The following is an 18,225-nucleotide window of genomic DNA, read 5'->3' on the forward strand; positions in this document are numbered from 1 at the left end:
ATTTGCTGTGCCGAGGGACGACGTTGGCCCTCCGCGAGAATTTCGTGCAGGTTACATGATGGGTCGGTTCTCGGGAAGTGGATATTCCATTCCATCATGTGGACACCCCTGCACGGGGGTGCAGTGAGGCAATAGGGACCGAACGACCACTGTCGCCACAGCGCCGACGGGGCGGCTCTGCCCCGGCGCTTCGGGCTTATGCCCGCCGGTAAACGGATCGAAACCGACGAGTAACAGCGTAATTATGCGGTCGGCCGTATGGTATGTCATCCTACGGCCGTACCGAAGAAGGTGCCCAGGGCATAGGTCACACCCGCCGCCGCCCCGCCCAGCGCGAGCTGCCGCAGCCCGCTGTACCACCAGGACCGGGCGGTCACCCGCGCCACCACCGCGCCGCACACGAACAGCCCGATCAGCGCCAGCACCACGGCCGGCCACAGCGCCACCGCGCCCAGCAGATACGGCAGCACCGGCAGCAGCGCGCCCAGCGCGAAGGAGCCGAACGAGGACACCGCCGCGACCAGCGGCGACGGCAGATCGTCCGGGTTCACGCCCAGCTCCTCGCGGGCGTGTATCTCCAGCGCCTGCTCGGGGTCGCGCGACAGCTGCTCGGCCACCTCACGGGCCAGCGCCGGCTCCACACCCCGCGACTCGTAGAGCGCCGCCAGCTCCTCCAGCTCGTCCACGGGGTGCTTGCGCAGCTCGCCCCGCTCGATCTCCAGCTCCGCCTCGACCAGCTCGCGCTGGGAGGCGACCGAGGTGTACTCACCGGCCGCCATCGAGAAGGCGCCGGCGGCGAGCCCCGCGAGACCGGTGATCACGATGGTCTGCCGGTCCATGGCGCCGCCCGCGACACCGGTCATCAGCGCGAGGTTGGAGACCAGCCCGTCCATGGCCCCGAAGACGGCGGGGCGCAGCCAGCCGCCGTTCACATCACGGTGGGTGTGGTTGTCGCGGTGGGCGATATGCGGTGACTGGGCGCTGTCGATGACGGACATCTGAGAATGTGCTCCCTTCGAGGAGGGTGCGGGCTCGCCGCCCCCACCCCAACGTGTCGAAGGTACGCACGAATTCCCCTGCTCCGCCAGCAAGGAAGGCCGAACTTACCTCGCTGACCTGCGGAAACGTAAAAGCCGCCGAACCGTTTGGGTTCGGCGGCCTTCGCTGCGCGCTACTTGGAGGGTTCCGCCTCGGCGGACACGGCCGAGGTGCCGCCGGCCGCGGTGTCGCCGGCCGCGGTGTCGCCGGCCGCGGTGTCGCCGCCGCCGGTCCCGCCCTCGGTCTCGCCGCCGGTCCCGCCCTCGGCCTTCGCCTCGCCTTCCGCCGATTCGGCGCCGTCCTCCAGCGCGGCCGGCTCCACGACCTCTTCCCGGCCGGGAGCCCGCTTCGCCGAGATCACCAGATACGCCACCGCGCCCAGGAAGACGACGATGGACGTCCAGTCGTTGAGCCGCAGCCCCAGCACATGGTGGGCGTCGTCCACCCGGAGGTATTCGATCCAGAAGCGCCCTACGGTGTACGCGGCGACGTACAGGGCAAACGCCCGGCCATGGCCCAGCCTGAAGCGGCGGTCCGCCCAGATCACCAGCAGCGCCACACCGACGCACCACAGCGACTCGTACAGAAAGGTCGGGTGGTACGTACCGGCGACCCGCCCCGCCGCCGCGTCCCCGTCGATCTTCAGCGCCCACGGCAGCGTGGTCGGCTTGCCGTACAGCTCCTGGTTGAACCAGTTGCCCCAGCGCCCGATCGCCTGGGCGAAGGCGATGCCGGGCGCGATGGCGTCCGCGTACGCCGGAAGCGGGATGCCCCGGCGCCGGCAGCCGATCCAGGCACCCACCGCACCCAGCGCGACGGCCCCCCAGATCCCCAGGCCGCCCTGCCAGATCTTGAAGGCGTCCACCCAGTCCCGGCCGGCCGTGAAGTACAGCTCGTAGTCGGTGATGACGTGGTAGAGACGCCCTCCGACCAGGCCGAAGGGCACCGCCCAGACGGCGATGTCGGCGACGGTGCCGACCCGGCCGCCACGGGCGACCCAGCGCCGTCCGCCGAGCCAGACCGCGACGAAGACGCCGATGATGATGCAGAACGCGTAGCCGCGCAGCGGGATCGGGCCGAGATAGATCACGCCGGACGAGGGGCTGGGAATGTAAGCGAGGTTCATGTCAGAGTCGACGCTACCGTGCCGGGCGGGAGATGCGGCAACCCGCCCGGCACAACGGCTGCATAACGAGGGTCAGCCCTGGGCCGCCGCGCGGACCATCCGCTTGAGCTTGTTGGGGCTCAGCGGCTTGTTGGGGTCGCCGTAGACGGACTTCCCGTTGAGCAGGACCGTCGGAGTCGAGGCATAGCCGGAATGCGTGAAGTCGGCGGCGGACTTCTTCACCCAGCTGTCGTGCCGCCCGTCCTCGACGCACTTGCGGAAGACGGGGGTGACCAGCCCCGGGACCTTGCCCGCCAGCTTGATCAGCTTGGCGTTCTTCGCGTACGCGTCATGGGTCTCCTCGGGCTGGTTCCGGTAGAGCACATCGTGGTACGCCCGGAACTTCCCCGCGTCCTGGGCGCAGGCCGCCGCGTTCGCCGCGCGGAGCGAGCCGGTGCCGCCCAGATTCCCGTCGATGATCGTCACCAGGTGGTACCGGACCTTCATCCGGCCGTCGTCCTGCAGCTCATGGACGGTCTTGCGGAACACGTCCTCGAACTGCTTGCAGCCGGGGCAGCGGAAGTCCTCGTACACCGTCAGGGTCGACGCGGCGGTGGCCTTCCCCGACGCGATCACCAGATGGCCCTTGCCGACCGCCCCGCGCGGCGGCTCCATTGTGCTGCCCGACTTGCCGGTGTCCTTATCGGTCTTGGACGCGTACATGCCCACACCGGCGGCCACCGCGAGGACGGTCACCACCGCCCCGACGACCCCGAACACCCGCTTCCGCTTGTCGCGCGCTCTGTCCTTCTCACGCTGTTCCCGCAGCCGCTCACGGGCGCTGCGCCTTCCCTCACGGTTTTTCTGGCTCACGCCCACGCCTAACGAGGCGGAGGAGCACAGCTCAGCTCCTCCGCCCCGTATTCCCTCTAACGAGCGACGCGGACACCCTCCGCCAGCTCACCCGCGAGCTCGCGCAGCCCTGCCAGACCGGCCTCCTGGTCCTCGGCGTCCAGCAGCCGCTTCACAAAGGCCGACCCCACGATGACCCCGTCCGCGAACTGCGCGACCTCCGCCGCCTGCGTGGCATTGGACACCCCGAGCCCCACGCACACCGGCAGCTCGGTGGTCGTGCGCGTACGCTCCACCAGCTCGCGCGCCTCCTGGCCCACCGATTCCCTCGTTCCGGTGACGCCCATCAGCGAAGCCGCGTAGACAAAGCCGCTGCCCGCCGCCGTGATCTTCGCCAGCCGCTCATCGCGGCTGCTCGGCGCCACCACGAACACCGTCGCGAGACCGTGCTGCTCGGCGGCCTTCCGCCACACCTCGGACTCCTCGACCGGCAGATCGGGCAGGATGCAGCCCGCACCGCCCACCTCGGCCAGATCGGCGGCGAACCGCTCGACGCCGTACCGGTCCACCGGATTCCAGTACGTCATGCACAGAATCGGCGCCCCCGTCCGCGCATGCACCTCACCGACCGTCCGGATGACGTCGCGGATCTTCACCCCGCCCCGCAGCGCGATGTCATCGGCGGTCTGGATCACCGGCCCGTCGAGCACCGGATCGCTGTGCGGCAGCCCGACCTCGACGACATCGCAGCCGCCCTCGATCATGGCCGTCATCGCGTCCACACCACCGTCGACGGACGGGAAGCCGGCAGGCAGATAGCCGACGAGCGCGGCGCGCCCCTCGTCCTTGGCCGCGGCCAGAACCGACCCCAGCAGCTCCAGATTGCCGGCCATCACTTCGCCCCCTTGTCGTACAGCCCGAAATACCGCGCCGCGGTGTCCATGTCCTTGTCACCACGTCCGGACAGATTGACGAGGATCAAGCCGTCACTCCCCAGCTCCCGTCCGAGGTCCAGCGCACCGGCCAGCGCATGGGCGCTCTCGATCGCCGGGATGATCCCCTCGGTCTGCGAGAGCAGCCGCAGCGCCTGCATCGCGCCGTCATCGGTGACGGCCCGGTACTCGGCCCGGCCGGTGTCCTTCAGATACGCGTGCTCGGGTCCGACGCCGGGGTAGTCCAGACCGGCCGAGATCGAGTACGGCTCGGTGATCTGCCCGTCCTCGTCCTGCAGCACATAGGACCGGGACCCGTGCAGAATCCCGGGCTCGCCCTCGCTCAGCGTCGCGGCATGCTCCCCGGACTCCACGCCGTGTCCGGCGGGCTCGAACCCGACGATCCGCACGCTCTCGTCCGGCAGGAACGCATGGAACAGCCCGATCGCGTTGGATCCGCCGCCCACGCACGCCGCCACGGCGTCGGGCAGCCGCCCCGTCCGCTCCAGGATCTGCCGCCGCGCCTCCACGCCGATCACCCGGTGGAAGTCACGCACCAGCGCCGGGAACGGATGGGGTCCGGCCACGGTCCCGAACAGATAGTGCGTATGGTCCACATTGGCGACCCAGTCGCGGAACGCCTCGTTGATCGCGTCCTTCAGCGTGCGGCTGCCGGACTTCACGGCGATGACCTCGGCGCCCAGCATCCGCATCCGGGCCACGTTGAGCGCCTGGCGCTCGGTGTCCACCTCGCCCATGTAGACGGTGCACTCGAGCCCGAACAGCGCACACGCGGTGGCCGTGGCCACACCGTGCTGGCCGGCGCCGGTCTCGGCGATGACCCGGGTCTTGCCCATGCGCTTGGTGAGCAGGGCCTGCCCCAGCACATTGTTGATCTTGTGGGACCCCGTGTGGTTGAGGTCCTCGCGCTTCAGGAAGATCCGCGCGCCCCCGGCGTGCTCGGCGAACCGCGCCACCTCGGTCAGGGCGCTGGGCCGCCCCGTGTAGTTGACGAGCAGATCCTCGAGCTCGGCCGCGAAGGCCGGATCGGTCTTCGCCTTCTCGTACTCGGCGGCGACCTCATCGACCGCGGCGACGAGCGCCTCGGGGATGAACTTGCCGCCGAACGCGCCGAAATAGCCCTCGGCGCTGGGAACCTGACCCTCCGGGTCCGGGATGAAGAAATCAGAGGACATTCGATGGGCTCCGCATGTCTCGACGAATGAAGATCACAACGGGAATGGCCGGCAGCCGCCACGCTTTTAGGTCAGAGCGCCGGAAAAGGACGGTCCAGGACCCCGGCCCGGAGGGCTTCGGCCCCGCACCCGATAACGAACCTCGGCGCACCGCTAGCGACCGGCGACGGCCCCGCGACGCCATCGGCGCCCATTGACCTGCCCCGGCTCGCATCCGATGTGATACCGCACGCGCCGCCCCCGCACGCGCCGCGCGGGCGCACGACAGCCACGGGGACGGCATCCCCGGGCCAGGCGGGCGTAGGTCTGCATGATCCGTCAGTCCCGCCCGTGGCGCAGCGCCGGATGCGCGCCCGCCGCCACCAGATCCGCGACCGCGCCCTTCGGATCGCGCCCGGTCACCAGGGACTCCCCGACCAGCACCGCGTCCGCGCCGTCGTTGGCGTAGGCGATCAGGTCATGCGGCCCGCGCACCCCCGACTCCGCGATCTTCGCGATGTGGTCCGGAATCTCCGGCGCGACCCGGGCGAAGTTCCCCCGGTCCACCTGGAGCGTCTTCAGGTTGCGCGCGTTGATGCCGATGATCCGCGCCCCGGCGTCCACCGCCCGGGCGGCCTCGTCCTCGTCATGCACCTCGACCAGCGGCATCAACCCGATCGACTCGGCCCGCTCGATGAGCGAAACCAGCGCCTCCTGATCCAGCGCGGCGACGATCAGCAGGACGAGGTCCGCGCCGTACGCCCGCGCCTCCCACAGCTGGTACGAGGTGACGATGAAGTCCTTACGGAGCACCGGGATGTCCACCGTGGCCCGCACGGCCTCCAGGTCGGCCAGCGATCCACCGAAGCGCCGCTGTTCCGTCAGCACGCTGATGACCGACGCGCCGCCCGCCTCGTAGTCGGCGGCGAGCCCGGCCGGGTCGGCGATCGCGGCCAGCGCGCCCTTGGAGGGGCTGGACCGCTTGACCTCGCAGATCACCTTGACGCTGTCGCCCTTGAGCGCCGCGACCCCGTCCTTCGCCGGCCGCGCCTTGGCCGCCCGCTCCTTGAGCTCGTCGAGGGTGACGTGCGCCTGCCGCTCGGCCAGGTCGGCACGGACTCCGTCGATGATCTCGTCGAGCACACTCACGCGAGCGGCCCCCTTCCGGGACGGGGATGAAGCTTCTGGTCAGTACCGGTGGGGACGACCGCGTCTTGGGCGGACGGCCACGTCACCAGGCACTGCGATGGTATCTGTCGGAGAACCGAGGTTTCGCATCCGGTTGACGCCGAGTCCCACTGCATGGACATTCACAACAACGGTCAGGGCGTCAGTAGTCCCCCGCAGGGGAGATTCCGGACGATGGTGAAGACCAGCGCGATCCCGCCGAGCGCCCAGGCATACCCCACCCGCACCGCGAAGAGGCGCCCGCGCACGCACCAGACCACCCATCCCACCGCGAAGACGGCGTAGCACAGCACGGCGAGGGCGTTGTCGCCGAGCGCGGCCGGCAGGTCGCCGTGCGCGAGGGCATAGGCGCCGCGCAGACCACCGCAGCCTGGGCAGTAGAGGCCGGTGAGCCGCAGCAGCGGGCAGACCGGGTAGTGACCGGGCTCATGGGGGTCGACGGCGCCGACGTAGCCGAAGGCGGCAAGGACCCCGGCGAGCACCCCGGCGGGCGCGGCGAGCCGCCGCACCACGCGGACCGGGGCTGGGGAGGAGACGGACGGCGGGGGTTCGGTCACACCGCCGAGTCTCCCCGCGGATCCACGAAGGCGCAGCTCAGGGTCTGCGTACTGCCTCCGTACGGATCAGTACGTCCGTACGGACGTGTACGGCTCCATACGGAGGGTGGTGGATCGGCACGGGCCCCGCGCCGCGGCTCCTCGGCTTACTGCTGGGTCTGCGGCTGGGGCTTGGGCTGCGGGTGCGGATGCGGATGGGCCTTCGGGGCGCCGAGCCCGGCCGCGCGCATGGCCATACCGACGACGCCGCCGAGCGCGACGATGACCATGCCCGCCCAGAAGCCGAGAGGGTTGGCCTGCACGCAGAACGCACCGGCGACGCAGAAGCCGATGAAGGCGATGGTGACGCCGGTCCAGGCGGCCGGGGTGTGTCCGTGGTTGTTACCCGCCATGAATACTCCTTGTAGCTGTACTGCGCCTGGTCCGGGCGCGCGGGGGGCGAACGCTCCTCCGTCATTGTCCCCGATGCGCGAAATTCCCTTGAGCGGGGGTGGAGGGTAGTGACGTGGGAGGGGGGAGGGCCTTACGCGCCCGGGACCGCCGGGGTCGTCGCGTCCGTCCGGTCCGTTGGGTCCTCGCCCCGGTCCAGGGCCTTCCACAGTTCCTCGGGGCGCTCCGGGTCGGGGGCGGGGCGACCGCCGCGCCGCGGCCGGCCCCGGCCCGCATCGCCGTCGGCTCCCGCGCCCGCGCGCTCGTACCGCCCGGACATGGCGGGCCAGTGGCGGCCGTAGCCGAGGGCGAGCACGCCAGCGAGCAGCAGCAGCGCACCGCCCACCGCGGCGACCCACGGCCAGGGGGTGTACGCCACGTCGTGGATGGCGCTGTGAGTGAGACCGCTCACCTTGGACGCCTTCTCCTCCAGCGCCGCCTTGTCGGACGCGCCGAGGACCGCGCTGATGACGATGCCCGCACCGCTGAGGGCGAGCAGTGCCGAGACGACGGCACGGCCGAGGCGGCGCACGGCGAAGACCGCGACGAGCGCGGCGAGACCGACGATCGCGAGCGCACCGGGCAGCCCGGTGATGTCGTCGCCGTTCGCGCTCTGCGGAAGGGTGCCCTGGGCGACGGAGGCCGTGCCCTCGGCCCACTTGCGGCTGGTCGCGAGCAAGACGAGTGCGGCACCGAGCGCACCGGCGAGCAGGGCGATGGCAAGGCTGCTTCGGCGGCCGCGCGCGGCGGGGGCGGAGGGCTCGTTCTCGGCCCGGGGCTGGGGTACGGCTGCTGCAGTCACGCGTACCACTATCCCCCACGGGGTACGGGGGCCGGGTCCCGGGGATACGGGATGAGCGGCCCCATACCGGTACACGCCATTTCGGACGGGGCGTATCGGCATCGGACCCACGTGCCGGGACCGACGGGGGCGCCCGGGCGGCTACCGCCCCAGCCGGTTCGCGGAATTCACCGCCCGCAGCACCGCGGCCGCCTTATTGCGGCACTCCGCGTCCTCAGCGGCCGGATCCGAGTCGGCGACGACCCCCGCGCCCGCCTGGACGTACGCCGTACCGTCGCGCAGCAGCGCCGTACGGATGGCGATGGCGGTGTCGGAGTCGCCCGCGAAGTCGAGATAGCCGACGCAGCCCCCGTACAGCCCGCGGCGGCTCGGCTCGAGCTCCTCGATGATCTGCATCGCGCGCGGCTTGGGGGCTCCGGAGAGGGTGCCCGCGGGGAAGCACGCGGTGAGCACGTCGAAGGCCGTACGGTCCTCGGCGAGGGCGCCGGTGACGGTCGAGACGATGTGCATGACATGGCTGTAGCGCTCGATCGACATGAAGTCGACGACCTCGACGCTGCCGGGCTCGCAGACCCGCCCGAGGTCGTTGCGCCCGAGGTCCACCAGCATCAGATGCTCGGCCCGCTCCTTGGGGTCGTCGAGCAGCTCCTCCGCGAGGGCGGCGTCCTCCTGCGGGGTGGCGCCCCGGGGGCGCGTACCGGCGATGGGGTGCACCATCGCGCGGCCGTCCTCGACCTTGACCAGGGCCTCCGGGCTGGAGCCCACCACGTCGAACCCATCGAACCGGAAGAGATACATATAGGGGCTCGGGTTGGTGGCCCGCAGCACCCGGTAGACGTCGAGGGCGCTCGCCGAACAGGGCGTCTCGAACCGCTGCGAGGGGACAACCTGGAACGCCTCGCCCGACCGGATGCGCTCCTTGATGTCGTCGACGGCCTCCATATAGTCCGCACCGCCCCACAGCGCGGTGTAGTCGGGGAGTTCGGAGGCGGGCAGGGCGGTGGGCTCCGTGGGCACCGGACGGGCCAGATCGGCGGCCATCGCGTCGAGCCGCGCCACGGCGTCCGCGTACGCCTCGTCGACGCCCGTGTCGAGGTCGTTGTGGTTGATCGCGTTGGCGATCAGCAGAACGGTGCCGTCCCAGTGGTCGAGTACGGCGAGGTCCGAGGTGAGCAGCATGGTCAGCTCGGGGAGGCGCAGATCGTCCCGCCCCTGCTCGCCGATCTTCTCCAGTCGGCGGACGATGTCGTAGCCGAGATAGCCGACCATGCCGCCGGTGAAGGGCGGCAGCTGGGCCAGGCCCCCCAGATCGCGGGGGGTGTGCAGGGCCTCGACGGTGGCGCGCAGCGCCTGGAGGGGGTCGCCCTCGGTGGGGACGCCGACGGGCGGGGTGCCCTGCCAGTGGGTGCGGCCGTCGCGCTCGGTGAGGGTGGCGGCGCTGCGGACGCCGATGAAGGAGTAGCGGGACCAGGAGCGGCCGTTCTCGGCGGATTCGAGCAGGAAGGTGCCGGGACGCTCGGCGGCCAGCTTGCGGTAGAGGCCCACAGGCGTGTCCCCGTCCGCCAGCAGCTTGCGGCTGACGGGGATGACGCGGCGGTCGGCCGCCAGCTTGCGGAAGGTCTCGAGATCCATGATGGCAGTGTCCTGGGTCATGGCTGGGGAGCCCAGCGGGAGACGGGTGGGCCGGTGGGAGCGGTGCTACTGGCCGAGCGGGAGGATGTCGGCGTCGAAGCAGGTGCGGTCGCCGGTGTGGCACGCGGCGCCGACCTGGTCGACCTTGACGAGGATGGTGTCGGCGTCGCAATCGAGCGCGACGGACTTGACCAGCTGGATATGGCCGGACGTGTCGCCCTTGACCCAGTACTCCTGACGGCTGCGGCTCCAGTAGGTACAGCGGCCGGTGGTGAGGGTGCGGTGCAGCGCCTCGTCGTCCATCCAGCCGAGCATCAGCACCTCGCCGGTGTCGTACTGCTGGGCGATGGCGGGGAAGAGGCCGTCGGCGCCGCGCTTGAGGCGGGCGGCGAGGGCCGGGTCGAGGGCGGAGGGGCGGTCGGAACCGGTCATGCGACCATTCTGCACGCCTGGGCGAGCGGAACCGCGAGCGATCTCCTGGGTGATCTCACGGCATGATCGCCGTGGCCGTATGTCAGGGCCCGATGGCCGCGATGTCAGTGGAATGGGGCATGCTTCGGGCATGACGTTTCCGCCGCCGTCGCATGACCCCAACCGGCCTGGAAACGGCGGGGGGTTCGGTCCGCCGCCGCAGCAGCCATCACAGCCACAGGGACAGCCACAGCCACAGCCACCGCAGCAGGGCTTCGGGCCGCCGCCTCCGGCGGATCAGCCCGCACCGTCAGGCCCGCCCGCGCTTCCGAGCGGCGGATTCGGCCCGTACCACGCACCGGCGCTGCCGCCTGGCGGCCTTCCGCCGGGCGCCCTCCCGCCCGGCTCCCTGCCACCCCCTCCCCCGCCGCCGCCCGGCACGGGCGGTTCCAGGGTCACGGCGATCGTCATCGCGTCTGTGGTGGCCGTGGCGGTGGTCGTCGGCGCGATCGTCATCGGGACCAAGGGCGGCGGCGACAGCGAGGCGTCGGCCGACGCGACCCCGCGCTCCTCGGCGTCGGACAAGCCCCTGTCCTCGCCGTCGGGCTCCGTGTCCGCCTCCGCGTCCGCCTCCAGCGCCCCCTCGGGCGCGGAGGACCCGGGCCAGGGCGCGCCGCTGGGCGGCGGAAGCGACGCCCCCGACGGGGATCCGGCCGCCTCGGCCTCGGCGTCCCCGGAGCCGCCGGAGTCCGGCGGGCCCGGCGACAAGGTGCCGTATGTCGTGCTCAAGCCCGGTGAGTGCTTCGACCACCCGGCGATGGACAGCAGCGTCACCAAGGTCGAGACCCGGTCCTGCAAGAGCCCGCACGACGGCGAGGTGATCGCCAACGAGGCGCTGAGCGGGGACTTCTCCTCCGAGAAGGCGATCCAGACCAAGGCGCTCGCGCTGTGCGGGGCGGACGCCAAGAAGCGGCTGAAGAGCATCCCCAACGACGGCCGGATGTATTACTACTACGCGCTCTATCCGGCGCTGGGCACCTACTCGGTCCAGGGCGAGGACCAGGTCTCCTGTGCCCTGACGCTGAGTGCGGGGCTGGACGGCGCGAAGCTGAGCAACCCGCTGCCGGGCTAGACCGGCGGGCAAAAGCGGCGCGCCCGTGGTCGCGTGGCATGGCAGGCGGCGCGCGACGGCCGTAGGGTGGGCGGTATGTCCACTCACGCGAAGCGCGAACGCCTGCTCCTCGCCGACCTCTTGGAGAGCGCAGGCCCCGATGCCCCGACGCTGTGCGAGGGCTGGACCACCCGCGATCTGGCGGCCCATCTCGTGGTCCGCGAGCGCCGCGCCGACGCGGCCGCCGGTCTGGTGATCAAGCCGCTGGCCACGCGACTGGCCCGGGTGCAGGCCGAGTTCGCGGCGAAGCCGTACGAAGAGCTGCTCCAGCTGTTCCGCACCGGTCCCCCGCGGATGTCGCCGTTCGCGCTGAAGCAGGTGGACGAGGCGGCCAACAGCGTGGAGTTCTACGTCCACGCCGAGGACGTCCGCCGCGCCCAGCCGGACTGGACGCCGCGCGAGCTCGACCCCGTCTTCGCCGACGCGCTGTGGTCCCGCGTCGAGCGTGCCGCGCGGGTGCTCGGCCGCCGTTCCCCGGTGGGCCTGGTGCTGCGCCGCCCGGACGGCCGCACTGCGGTCGCCCACCGCGGCGTCCCGGTCGTCACGGTCACCGCCGAACCCGGCGAGCTGGCGCTCTTCCTCTACGGCCGCCAGCACGCCGCCCGGGTCCAGCTGGAGGGCGACAAGGAGGCCGTGGCCGCGGTGCAGGAAGCCAAGCTCGGCATCTGAGCGCGAGGGCGGGCCCGGGAGCCCCGCGACCCGGGCCCGGCGCGGCGTCAGCTGCCCTGCGCGGGCGCCCGGTTGACGACTGCCAGTACGGCATGCACGGAAGTCGTCAGCACGCCCGTGCGCCGGCCGGCGCCCCACCAGCTGACGTCTCCGACCCGGCATCGGCATGGGCCACCGCGGAACGCTCCCGCTGGATCCGCGCCCCGGGACGGCCGCTCAGTAGGCTGACGCGGTGCCCCAGACGTACTGGAACCACCACGTCCACTACCACCCGCTCATCCCCGCCTCCGTCCCGCACAACTGCGGGAGGCCCTGGACGTCGGCTGCGGCGACGGCCTGTTGGTCCGCCTCAGCGCCCTGGCAGGTCTCGTGGACGTAGGCGTCACTGCCAACGGGTGAGACGTTCACGTCCCGGCGGACGATGCTGAGCTTGTCGCCCCAGCCCTCGCAGGCCTTGGCGAAGCCCTCGTCGGTGTACTCGACCACGACGACGTGATCGTCGTAGACGTCCGCGAAGTCACCGCACTCGTCGAACTCACCGCACTGCTCGACCACCGCGAAGTCCAGCCCGTTCTTCTTCCGGCTGGGGAGGAGTTCGGCGGGTTCTTCTGCGCGATGGCCAGGCCCTGGGCGTGTGCGTGCTCCGACAGGAGGGCGATGAACGCCTCCGCGTCGGCGGTGGTCAACAGCCCCCGGGCGTGTTCGTAGCTGTCGTAGTTGTCGGGCTCGACGGCGTCGAAGCCCTTGTCTGCGCAGCCGTCGATCCACCCGTTGACCTTGGCCGCCGCACGCTTGCGTTTGTCGGCGGTACTGATGTCGAGCAGCGGTTCCTTCCACTGCTTGTCGATGACGACGTCGCCGTTGACGTCGTGCAGCAGCAGGTCCTCGGGCCAGATGTCCCGCTCGCCCGGCTGGACCTGGAAGGCGTTGACGTAACAGATGGCGTACAGCCCGTCCGCCGGGGACGCCGTACGGTCGCGGCTGACGATGTCGACGCCCTTCGGCGGGGTGTACGCCCCGCCGAGCTGATAGTCGAATCCGCCGTGGACGGGCGGCAGCGCCACCGAGCCGTCGTCTCCCCCCTCCGACGTGCAGCCGGCCACGGCGGCGACGGCCAGGGAAACCGCGGCCCAGGGACGCCGGAACCGGACAGCATGGTTGGCGGGCATGGCGCACTCCGACATTCGCGGGTAACGGCCCCGCCTCGGACGGCTTCTGCGATCCTGGCGACTTCGTCCGGGCTCGGGACCGAGTCCCCTACCGGCTGGGCGCACCTCTACGGCACCGGGCTGCGCGCCCGGGCGACCGGATGTGATCCAAGCGGGCCGCGGCGACCGCGTCAAGTGCGCGGCCCCCGGGCCCACATCTCTTGGACGGCACGGTAGTCGATCACGACGATCCCCTCCCGGCGCAGCAGTTCCCGCGCCTGTGACGACATCAAAAACGCGTAGTCACTCCGCCGCACCCGCCACCCACGGCCCGGCTCGGCCCTCCGCGACTCCTCATCGCCCAGCCCGGGATGCACCGCCCACTCACTCAGACCGGCCGGAAGCTCGCGCAGCAGCTCGGCGTAGCGGGTCGCCTTCCCGCCGAGGTCGAGGGCGAAGCTGTCCAGGAAGTCATGGTCGGTGACCGGCAGCCCCCGCACCTTCCGGCGCCCGCCCTCCAGCCAGACCCGCACCGCCAGCCCGTACTCCCCCGCCAGCGCCACGGTCAGACCGAAGATGTCCTCGCGGCCGCCGTCGGCCAGACAGTGCCAGTCCAGATGAGTCGGTGTCAGCCCCGCATCGACCACTGCCTCGATCTGCGCCCGGAACTCCCGCTCGACCTCGTCGAGTCGAGCCCGCGCGAGCAACTCCGGCCGTCTGTCGGGCGGGAACAGCTCGCCCGCCCCGTCGAGCAGCGACCCCACCTTCTCCCTCGGGACCAGCGGCCCCCACCGGTAGTGGGGCAGATCGCAGACCAGCGTGAGGTGAATCCCGAACGGGATCTCCGGCCGCTCGCGCAGCATCCGCATGGCCTGCGGCGACCCGGGACAAGGCACCATCAGGCTGCAGGAGCCGGCGATGCCGCCCTCGATCGCGTCGATGACGGCGGCGTTGACCGCGTCGTACATCCCGAAGTCGTCGGCGTTGACGATGAGCACCCGCGCATCGGGCGGAAACCCCAGCAGCTCACTCGACCGCACCCAGGGCACGGCGGCCGCGGGCTCGAGGGCATGTCCATCCATGGCCTCAGTGTGAACCGCGCGGGAGGCTGGTGGCGCGCGGTTATTGGGCGCCGGCGGCGGGGCGGAGCACGATCTCGTTGACATCGACCTCGGGAGGCTGGCTGATGGCGTAGGCGATGGCGTCCGCGATCGCGGAAGCGGGGAGGACCACGGAGCGGTACTTCTCCATGTCCTCGCGGGCGCGCGGGTCGGAGATGGAGTCGGCGAGTTCGGACTCGGTGGCGCCCGGGGAGACCACGCTGACCCGGATGTCGCCGGTCGATTCCTGGCGCAGCCCCTCCGAGATGGCGCGTACGGCGAACTTGGTGCCGCAGTACACCGCGCCGGTGGGCACCACCTCGTACGCGCCGACCGAGGCGATGTTCACGAAGTGCCCGGCGCCCTGGTCCTTCATCACCGGCAGGGCCGCGGCGATGCCGTAGAGCACACCGCGCACATTGACGTCGATCATCCGGTCCCACTCCTCGACCCTCAGTGCCTCGAGCGGCGAGAGCGGCATCACCCCGGCGTTGTTGACCATCACGTCCACCCGCCCGTAGAGCTCCCGGGCGGCGGTCACGAAGGTCCGTACACGGGCGGCGTCGGTGACGTCCAGCTGCTGGAACGCCCCGCTTCCGCCGGCGGCGGTGATCTCCCCGACCAGCTCCTCCAGACGGTCGGTGCGCCGCGCCCCCAGGAAGAGCCGGTGGCCATCGGCGGCCAGGCGGCGGGCGGTCGCCGCTCCGATCCCACTGCTCGCCCCGGTGATCAGTACGACCTTGGCTGTCCCGGCCATGGCGGACCCCTCTCGCTCCTGGTGTGGTTCTGTCCTGCCCCACCGAGTCTGGGCTGGTCAGCGGCCATCAACCAGGACGTGTTCTTCCTGGGTGCGGCGCAACCAGGAAGCGCACCGTCCGGCCGTCCGGCCCGGAGGCACAGCTGACGACGGCCTCGGGACATTCTGTGCACGCGCCGCTCCGGCCTGCGACCGGAGGACGTCGGCGGGCGAGCTACCGGGGACGCACACCCCGGCCGCTCAGCCCGCCGCCGGCGCGGCTTCCGCGATGCCCTCCCCTACGGCTGGTCCCACCGCACCGGCTGAGGGCCCCGGCGCTAGCGGACCGGGTGGCCCGCCTCGCGCAGTGCCCCCTTCACCTGGCTGATCCGCAGATCGCCGAAGTGGAACACCGAAGCCGCCAGCACCGCGTCCGCGCCTGCGGCCACCGCCGGGGGGAAGTCGGTGAGCCTGCCGGCGCCGCCACTGGCGATGACCGGGATGGTGACGTGCTTGCGGACGGCTTCGATCATGGCGGTGTCGTAGCCGTCCTTGGTGCCGTCCGCGTCCATGGAGTTGAGCAGGATCTCACCGGCGCCCAGCTCGGCCGCGCGGTGGGCCCATTCGACGGCGTCGATGCCGGTGCCGCGCCGGCCGCCGTGGGTGGTGACCTCGTAGCCGGAGGGGGTCACGGGTCCCCCTTCGGGAGTAGGCGCGCAGCGGCGGGCGTCGACCGAGAGGACGAGGACCTGGCTGCCGAAGCGCTCGGAGATCTCGCGGATGAGCTCGGGGCGGGCGATGGCGGCGGTGTTGACGCCGACCTTGTCCGCTCCGGCGCGCAGCAGCTTGTCGACGTCCGCCGTAGTACGGACGCCACCGCCGACCGTGAGCGGGATGAATACCTGCTCGGCGGTGCGGCGGACGACGTCGTACGTGGTCTCGCGGTCGCCGGAGGAGGCGGTGATGTCGAGGAAGGTCAGCTCATCGGCGCCCTCCTCGCCGTAGATCTTGGCCATCTCGACCGGATCGCCCGCGTCGCGCAGGTTCTGGAAGTTGACTCCCTTGACGACCCGGCCGTTGTCCACGTCCAGGCAGGGGATGACTCGGACCGCCAGGGTCATGTCTGTCAGGCTCCTCGGAATGCTTCCAGTTCGACTTCCACCAGGACGCGCGAGTCGACGAAGCCGGACACCACGACGAGGGTCGCGGCGGGGCGTACGGCGTCGAAGAGCTCCTTATGGGCACGTCCCACCTCGTCCACGTCGCGGGCGTGGGTGAGATACATCCGGGTGCGGATGACCGACTCGACGCCCAGGTCGAACTTCGTCAGCGCGTCGAACGCGTGGCGGAAGGCGGCGAGCGTCTGTACGTACGGGTCGCCCTCACCCTCCAGGACGCCGCGCTCCGCGAGCGGCATCGTCCCGGCGACGAGCACCAGATCACCGGCCTCGACGGCCTGTGCGAAACCGATGCTCTCTTCCCACGGGCTGCCGGTCTGTACCCGACGCGCGGTCTCGGGTGAGGTCATACGGATACCGCCTCCAACGCCTCTTCCAAGGTGAACGCCTTGGCATAGAGGGCCTTCCCGACGATCGCGCCCTCAACGCCTTCCGGTACCAGAGTCGCAAGGGCGCGCAGGTCGTCAAGGGAGGAAACGCCGCCGGAGGCGACGACGGGCCGGTCGGTCGCGGCGCAGACATTGCGCAGCAGCTCCAGGTTGGGGCCCTGGAGGGTGCCGTCCTTGGCGATGTCGGTGACGACGTAGCGCGTGCAGCCCTCGGAGTCGAGGCGGGCGAGGGTCTCGTAGAGGTCGCCGCCGTCGCGGGTCCAGCCCCGGCCGCGCAGGGTGGTGCCGCGAACGTCGAGGCCGACGGCGATACGGTCACCGTGCTCGGCGATGATCTTGGCGACCCACTCGGGGGACTCCAGCGCCGCCGTGCCGAGGTTGACCCGGGTGCAGCCGGTGGCGAGGGCGGCGGCGAGCGAGGCGTCGTCGCGGATGCCGCCGGACAGCTCGACCTTGAGGTCCATGGCCCGTGCGACCTCGGCGATCTGCTCGCGGTTGTCGCCGGTGCCGAAGGCGGCGTCCAGGTCCACCAGATGCAGCCACTCGGCACCCGCCCGCTGCCACGCCAGGGCGGCTTCCATCGGGTCGCCGTACGACGTCTCGGAGCCGGACTCGCCGTGGACGAGGCGGACGGCCTGGCCGTCGCGGACGTCGACGGCGGGGAGGAGTTCCAGGCGGTGCGTGGGCATGTGGGGAACCTTACGGTGAGAGCTGGTGCGGACGGGCCGGTCAGAGCGTGTCGAGCCAGTTGTGGAGCAGCCGCGCTCCCGCGTCGCCGGACTTCTCGGGGTGGAACTGGGTGGCCCACAGCGGGCCGTTCTCCACGGCCGCGACGAACGGCTCGCCGTGGGTGGTCCAGGCGACCTTGGGGGCGGGGATATGCGGGCTGGTCACCTCGAGCTCCCAGGTGCGGACCGCGTAGGAGTGGACGAAGTAGAAGCGCTCCCCCTCGTCCAGGCCCGCGAACAGCTGGGAGCCCTTGGGCGCCGTGACCGTGTTCCAGCCCATGTGGGGGACGACGGGCGCGCGCAGTGGCTCGACCGTGCCGGGCCACTCGTCGAGCCCCTCGGCTTCGACACCGTGCTCGATACCGCGTCCGAAGAGGATCTGCATGCCGACGCAGATGCCCATGACCGGGCGGCCGCCGGCCAGCCGGCGCCCCACGATCCAGTCACCGCGCGCCTCGCGCAGCCCCTTCATGCAGGCCGCGAAGGCGCCGACGCCGGGGACGAGGAGGCCGTCGGCGGACATGGCCTTGTCGTAGTCACGGGTGATCTCGACATCGGCGCCGGCGTGGGCGAGGGCGCGCTCGGCGGACCGGACGTTACCGAAGCCGTAGTCGAAGACGACGACCTTCTTGGTGCCCTCGCTCAATTCCAGACCTCCAGCCGCAGGATCCCGGCCGCGAGCGCCATCGTGGCGCCCGCGCCGAGCAGCACGATCACGCTCTTGGGCAGGCCCTGCTTGATAAAGGAGTAGACCCCGCCGAGCAGGAAGAGGCCGACGAGGATGAAGACGGTGGACAACCCGCTCACAGCGTCTCTCCGTTCGCTTCTCCGCCCGCCCGGCGACAGTACGGCCCCCACGCCGCCAGCGGCCCGGCGGCCGCGCGTGCGTCGCTCACAGCGTCTCTCCGTTCGCTTCTCCGCCCGCCCGGCGACAGTACGGCCCCCACGCCGCCAGCGGCCCGGCGGCCGCGCGTGCGTCGCTCAC

At 71.3% G+C, this 18,225-nt stretch carries 20 protein-coding genes and 1 pseudogene; 2 read left to right on the forward strand and 19 right to left on the reverse strand.

What is annotated here, in order from left to right:
- Positions 1-266: 266 nt before the first annotated feature.
- The 11 genes from ABZS71_RS24635 to hisI form a co-directional block, all read right to left on the reverse strand.
- The gene (locus ABZS71_RS24635) at positions 267-998 is read right to left on the reverse strand and encodes a VIT1/CCC1 transporter family protein (protein WP_355856772.1); all 732 of its coding nucleotides are present in this window, start codon (positions 996-998) and stop codon (positions 267-269) included.
- A 173-nt stretch (positions 999-1,171) separates the two neighbouring features.
- The gene (gene lgt, locus ABZS71_RS24640) at positions 1,172-2,164 is read right to left on the reverse strand and encodes a prolipoprotein diacylglyceryl transferase (protein ID WP_356213645.1); all 993 of its coding nucleotides are present in this window, start codon (positions 2,162-2,164) and stop codon (positions 1,172-1,174) included.
- A gap of 72 nt (positions 2,165-2,236) precedes the next feature.
- Positions 2,237-3,016 (reverse strand): thioredoxin domain-containing protein, encoded by a 780-nt coding sequence (locus tag ABZS71_RS24645; RefSeq protein WP_356213648.1) that lies wholly within the window; start codon positions 3,014-3,016, stop codon positions 2,237-2,239.
- Between the two features lie 56 nt (positions 3,017-3,072).
- Complete coding sequence (gene trpA, locus ABZS71_RS24650) at positions 3,073-3,888, reverse strand: tryptophan synthase subunit alpha (protein WP_355856763.1); 816 nt, start codon at positions 3,886-3,888, stop codon at positions 3,073-3,075.
- On the reverse strand, positions 3,888-5,123 hold the full coding sequence (gene trpB, locus ABZS71_RS24655) for a tryptophan synthase subunit beta (protein WP_356213652.1): 1,236 nt from the start codon (positions 5,121-5,123) through the stop codon (positions 3,888-3,890). The genes trpA and trpB overlap by 1 nt, the downstream gene beginning before the upstream one ends.
- A gap of 318 nt (positions 5,124-5,441) precedes the next feature.
- Positions 5,442-6,251: an indole-3-glycerol phosphate synthase TrpC gene (gene trpC, locus ABZS71_RS24660; protein WP_356213655.1), complete on the reverse strand. Its 810-nt coding sequence runs from the start codon at positions 6,249-6,251 to the stop codon at positions 5,442-5,444.
- 173 nt (positions 6,252-6,424) lie between these two features.
- Positions 6,425-6,847: a DUF2752 domain-containing protein gene (locus tag ABZS71_RS24665; RefSeq protein WP_355856755.1), complete on the reverse strand. Its 423-nt coding sequence runs from the start codon at positions 6,845-6,847 to the stop codon at positions 6,425-6,427.
- A gap of 146 nt (positions 6,848-6,993) precedes the next feature.
- The gene (locus tag ABZS71_RS24670) at positions 6,994-7,239 is read right to left on the reverse strand and encodes an HGxxPAAW family protein (protein ID WP_355856752.1); all 246 of its coding nucleotides are present in this window, start codon (positions 7,237-7,239) and stop codon (positions 6,994-6,996) included.
- Positions 7,240-7,370: 131 nt separating this feature from the next.
- On the reverse strand, positions 7,371-8,078 hold the full coding sequence (locus ABZS71_RS24675; protein ID WP_356213657.1) for a TIGR02234 family membrane protein: 708 nt from the start codon (positions 8,076-8,078) through the stop codon (positions 7,371-7,373).
- Between the two features lie 141 nt (positions 8,079-8,219).
- Positions 8,220-9,731, reverse strand: a complete 1,512-nt coding sequence (locus ABZS71_RS24680; RefSeq protein ID WP_356213659.1) for an anthranilate synthase component I — start codon at positions 9,729-9,731, stop codon at positions 8,220-8,222.
- 45 nt (positions 9,732-9,776) lie between these two features.
- The gene (gene hisI / locus ABZS71_RS24685; RefSeq protein ID WP_356213661.1) at positions 9,777-10,142 is read right to left on the reverse strand and encodes a phosphoribosyl-AMP cyclohydrolase; all 366 of its coding nucleotides are present in this window, start codon (positions 10,140-10,142) and stop codon (positions 9,777-9,779) included.
- A gap of 460 nt (positions 10,143-10,602) precedes the next feature.
- Here hisI and ABZS71_RS24690 point away from each other — a divergent pair, with 460 nt between their 5' ends.
- Both ABZS71_RS24690 and ABZS71_RS24695 read left to right on the forward strand, forming a co-directional pair.
- Entirely contained in the window at positions 10,603-11,253 is a 651-nt protein-coding gene (locus ABZS71_RS24690; protein ID WP_356213663.1) for a hypothetical protein, read from the forward strand.
- A 75-nt stretch (positions 11,254-11,328) separates the two neighbouring features.
- Positions 11,329-11,961: a TIGR03085 family metal-binding protein gene (locus ABZS71_RS24695; protein ID WP_356213665.1), complete on the forward strand. Its 633-nt coding sequence runs from the start codon at positions 11,329-11,331 to the stop codon at positions 11,959-11,961.
- A 360-nt stretch (positions 11,962-12,321) separates the two neighbouring features.
- On the opposite strand, the pseudogene ABZS71_RS24700 reads toward ABZS71_RS24695, so the two are convergent.
- The 8 genes and pseudogenes from ABZS71_RS24700 to ABZS71_RS24735 all read right to left on the reverse strand — a co-directional run.
- A pseudogene (locus ABZS71_RS24700) lies at positions 12,322-13,130 on the reverse strand (endo alpha-1,4 polygalactosaminidase); the annotation flags it as partial.
- Positions 13,131-13,300: 170 nt separating this feature from the next.
- Positions 13,301-14,191, reverse strand: a complete 891-nt coding sequence (locus ABZS71_RS24705; protein WP_356213667.1) for a polysaccharide deacetylase family protein — start codon at positions 14,189-14,191, stop codon at positions 13,301-13,303.
- Positions 14,192-14,231: 40 nt separating this feature from the next.
- Positions 14,232-14,966 carry an SDR family oxidoreductase gene (locus ABZS71_RS24710; RefSeq protein WP_356213669.1) on the reverse strand — a complete coding sequence of 245 codons (735 nt, stop codon included), beginning with the start codon at positions 14,964-14,966 and terminating at the stop codon, positions 14,232-14,234.
- Between the two features lie 317 nt (positions 14,967-15,283).
- On the reverse strand, positions 15,284-16,066 hold the full coding sequence (gene hisF / locus ABZS71_RS24715) for an imidazole glycerol phosphate synthase subunit HisF (protein WP_356213671.1): 783 nt from the start codon (positions 16,064-16,066) through the stop codon (positions 15,284-15,286).
- Between the two features lie 5 nt (positions 16,067-16,071).
- Positions 16,072-16,473: a Rid family hydrolase gene (locus ABZS71_RS24720; protein WP_355856722.1), complete on the reverse strand. Its 402-nt coding sequence runs from the start codon at positions 16,471-16,473 to the stop codon at positions 16,072-16,074.
- Complete coding sequence (gene priA / locus ABZS71_RS24725; RefSeq protein WP_355856719.1) at positions 16,470-17,201, reverse strand: bifunctional 1-(5-phosphoribosyl)-5-((5-phosphoribosylamino)methylideneamino)imidazole-4-carboxamide isomerase/phosphoribosylanthranilate isomerase PriA; 732 nt, start codon at positions 17,199-17,201, stop codon at positions 16,470-16,472. The genes ABZS71_RS24720 and priA overlap by 4 nt, the downstream gene beginning before the upstream one ends.
- A 40-nt stretch (positions 17,202-17,241) precedes the next feature.
- Positions 17,242-17,892, reverse strand: a complete 651-nt coding sequence (gene hisH / locus ABZS71_RS24730; protein ID WP_355856802.1) for an imidazole glycerol phosphate synthase subunit HisH — start codon at positions 17,890-17,892, stop codon at positions 17,242-17,244.
- Positions 17,883-18,047 carry a hypothetical protein gene (locus ABZS71_RS24735; RefSeq protein ID WP_355856716.1) on the reverse strand — a complete coding sequence of 55 codons (165 nt, stop codon included), beginning with the start codon at positions 18,045-18,047 and terminating at the stop codon, positions 17,883-17,885. The genes hisH and ABZS71_RS24735 overlap by 10 nt, the downstream gene beginning before the upstream one ends.
- Between the last annotated feature and the right edge of the window lie 178 nt (positions 18,048-18,225).

Source organism: Streptomyces sp. NPDC005393, from assembly GCF_040606675.1.
Taxonomy (GTDB): domain Bacteria; phylum Actinomycetota; class Actinomycetes; order Streptomycetales; family Streptomycetaceae; genus Streptomyces.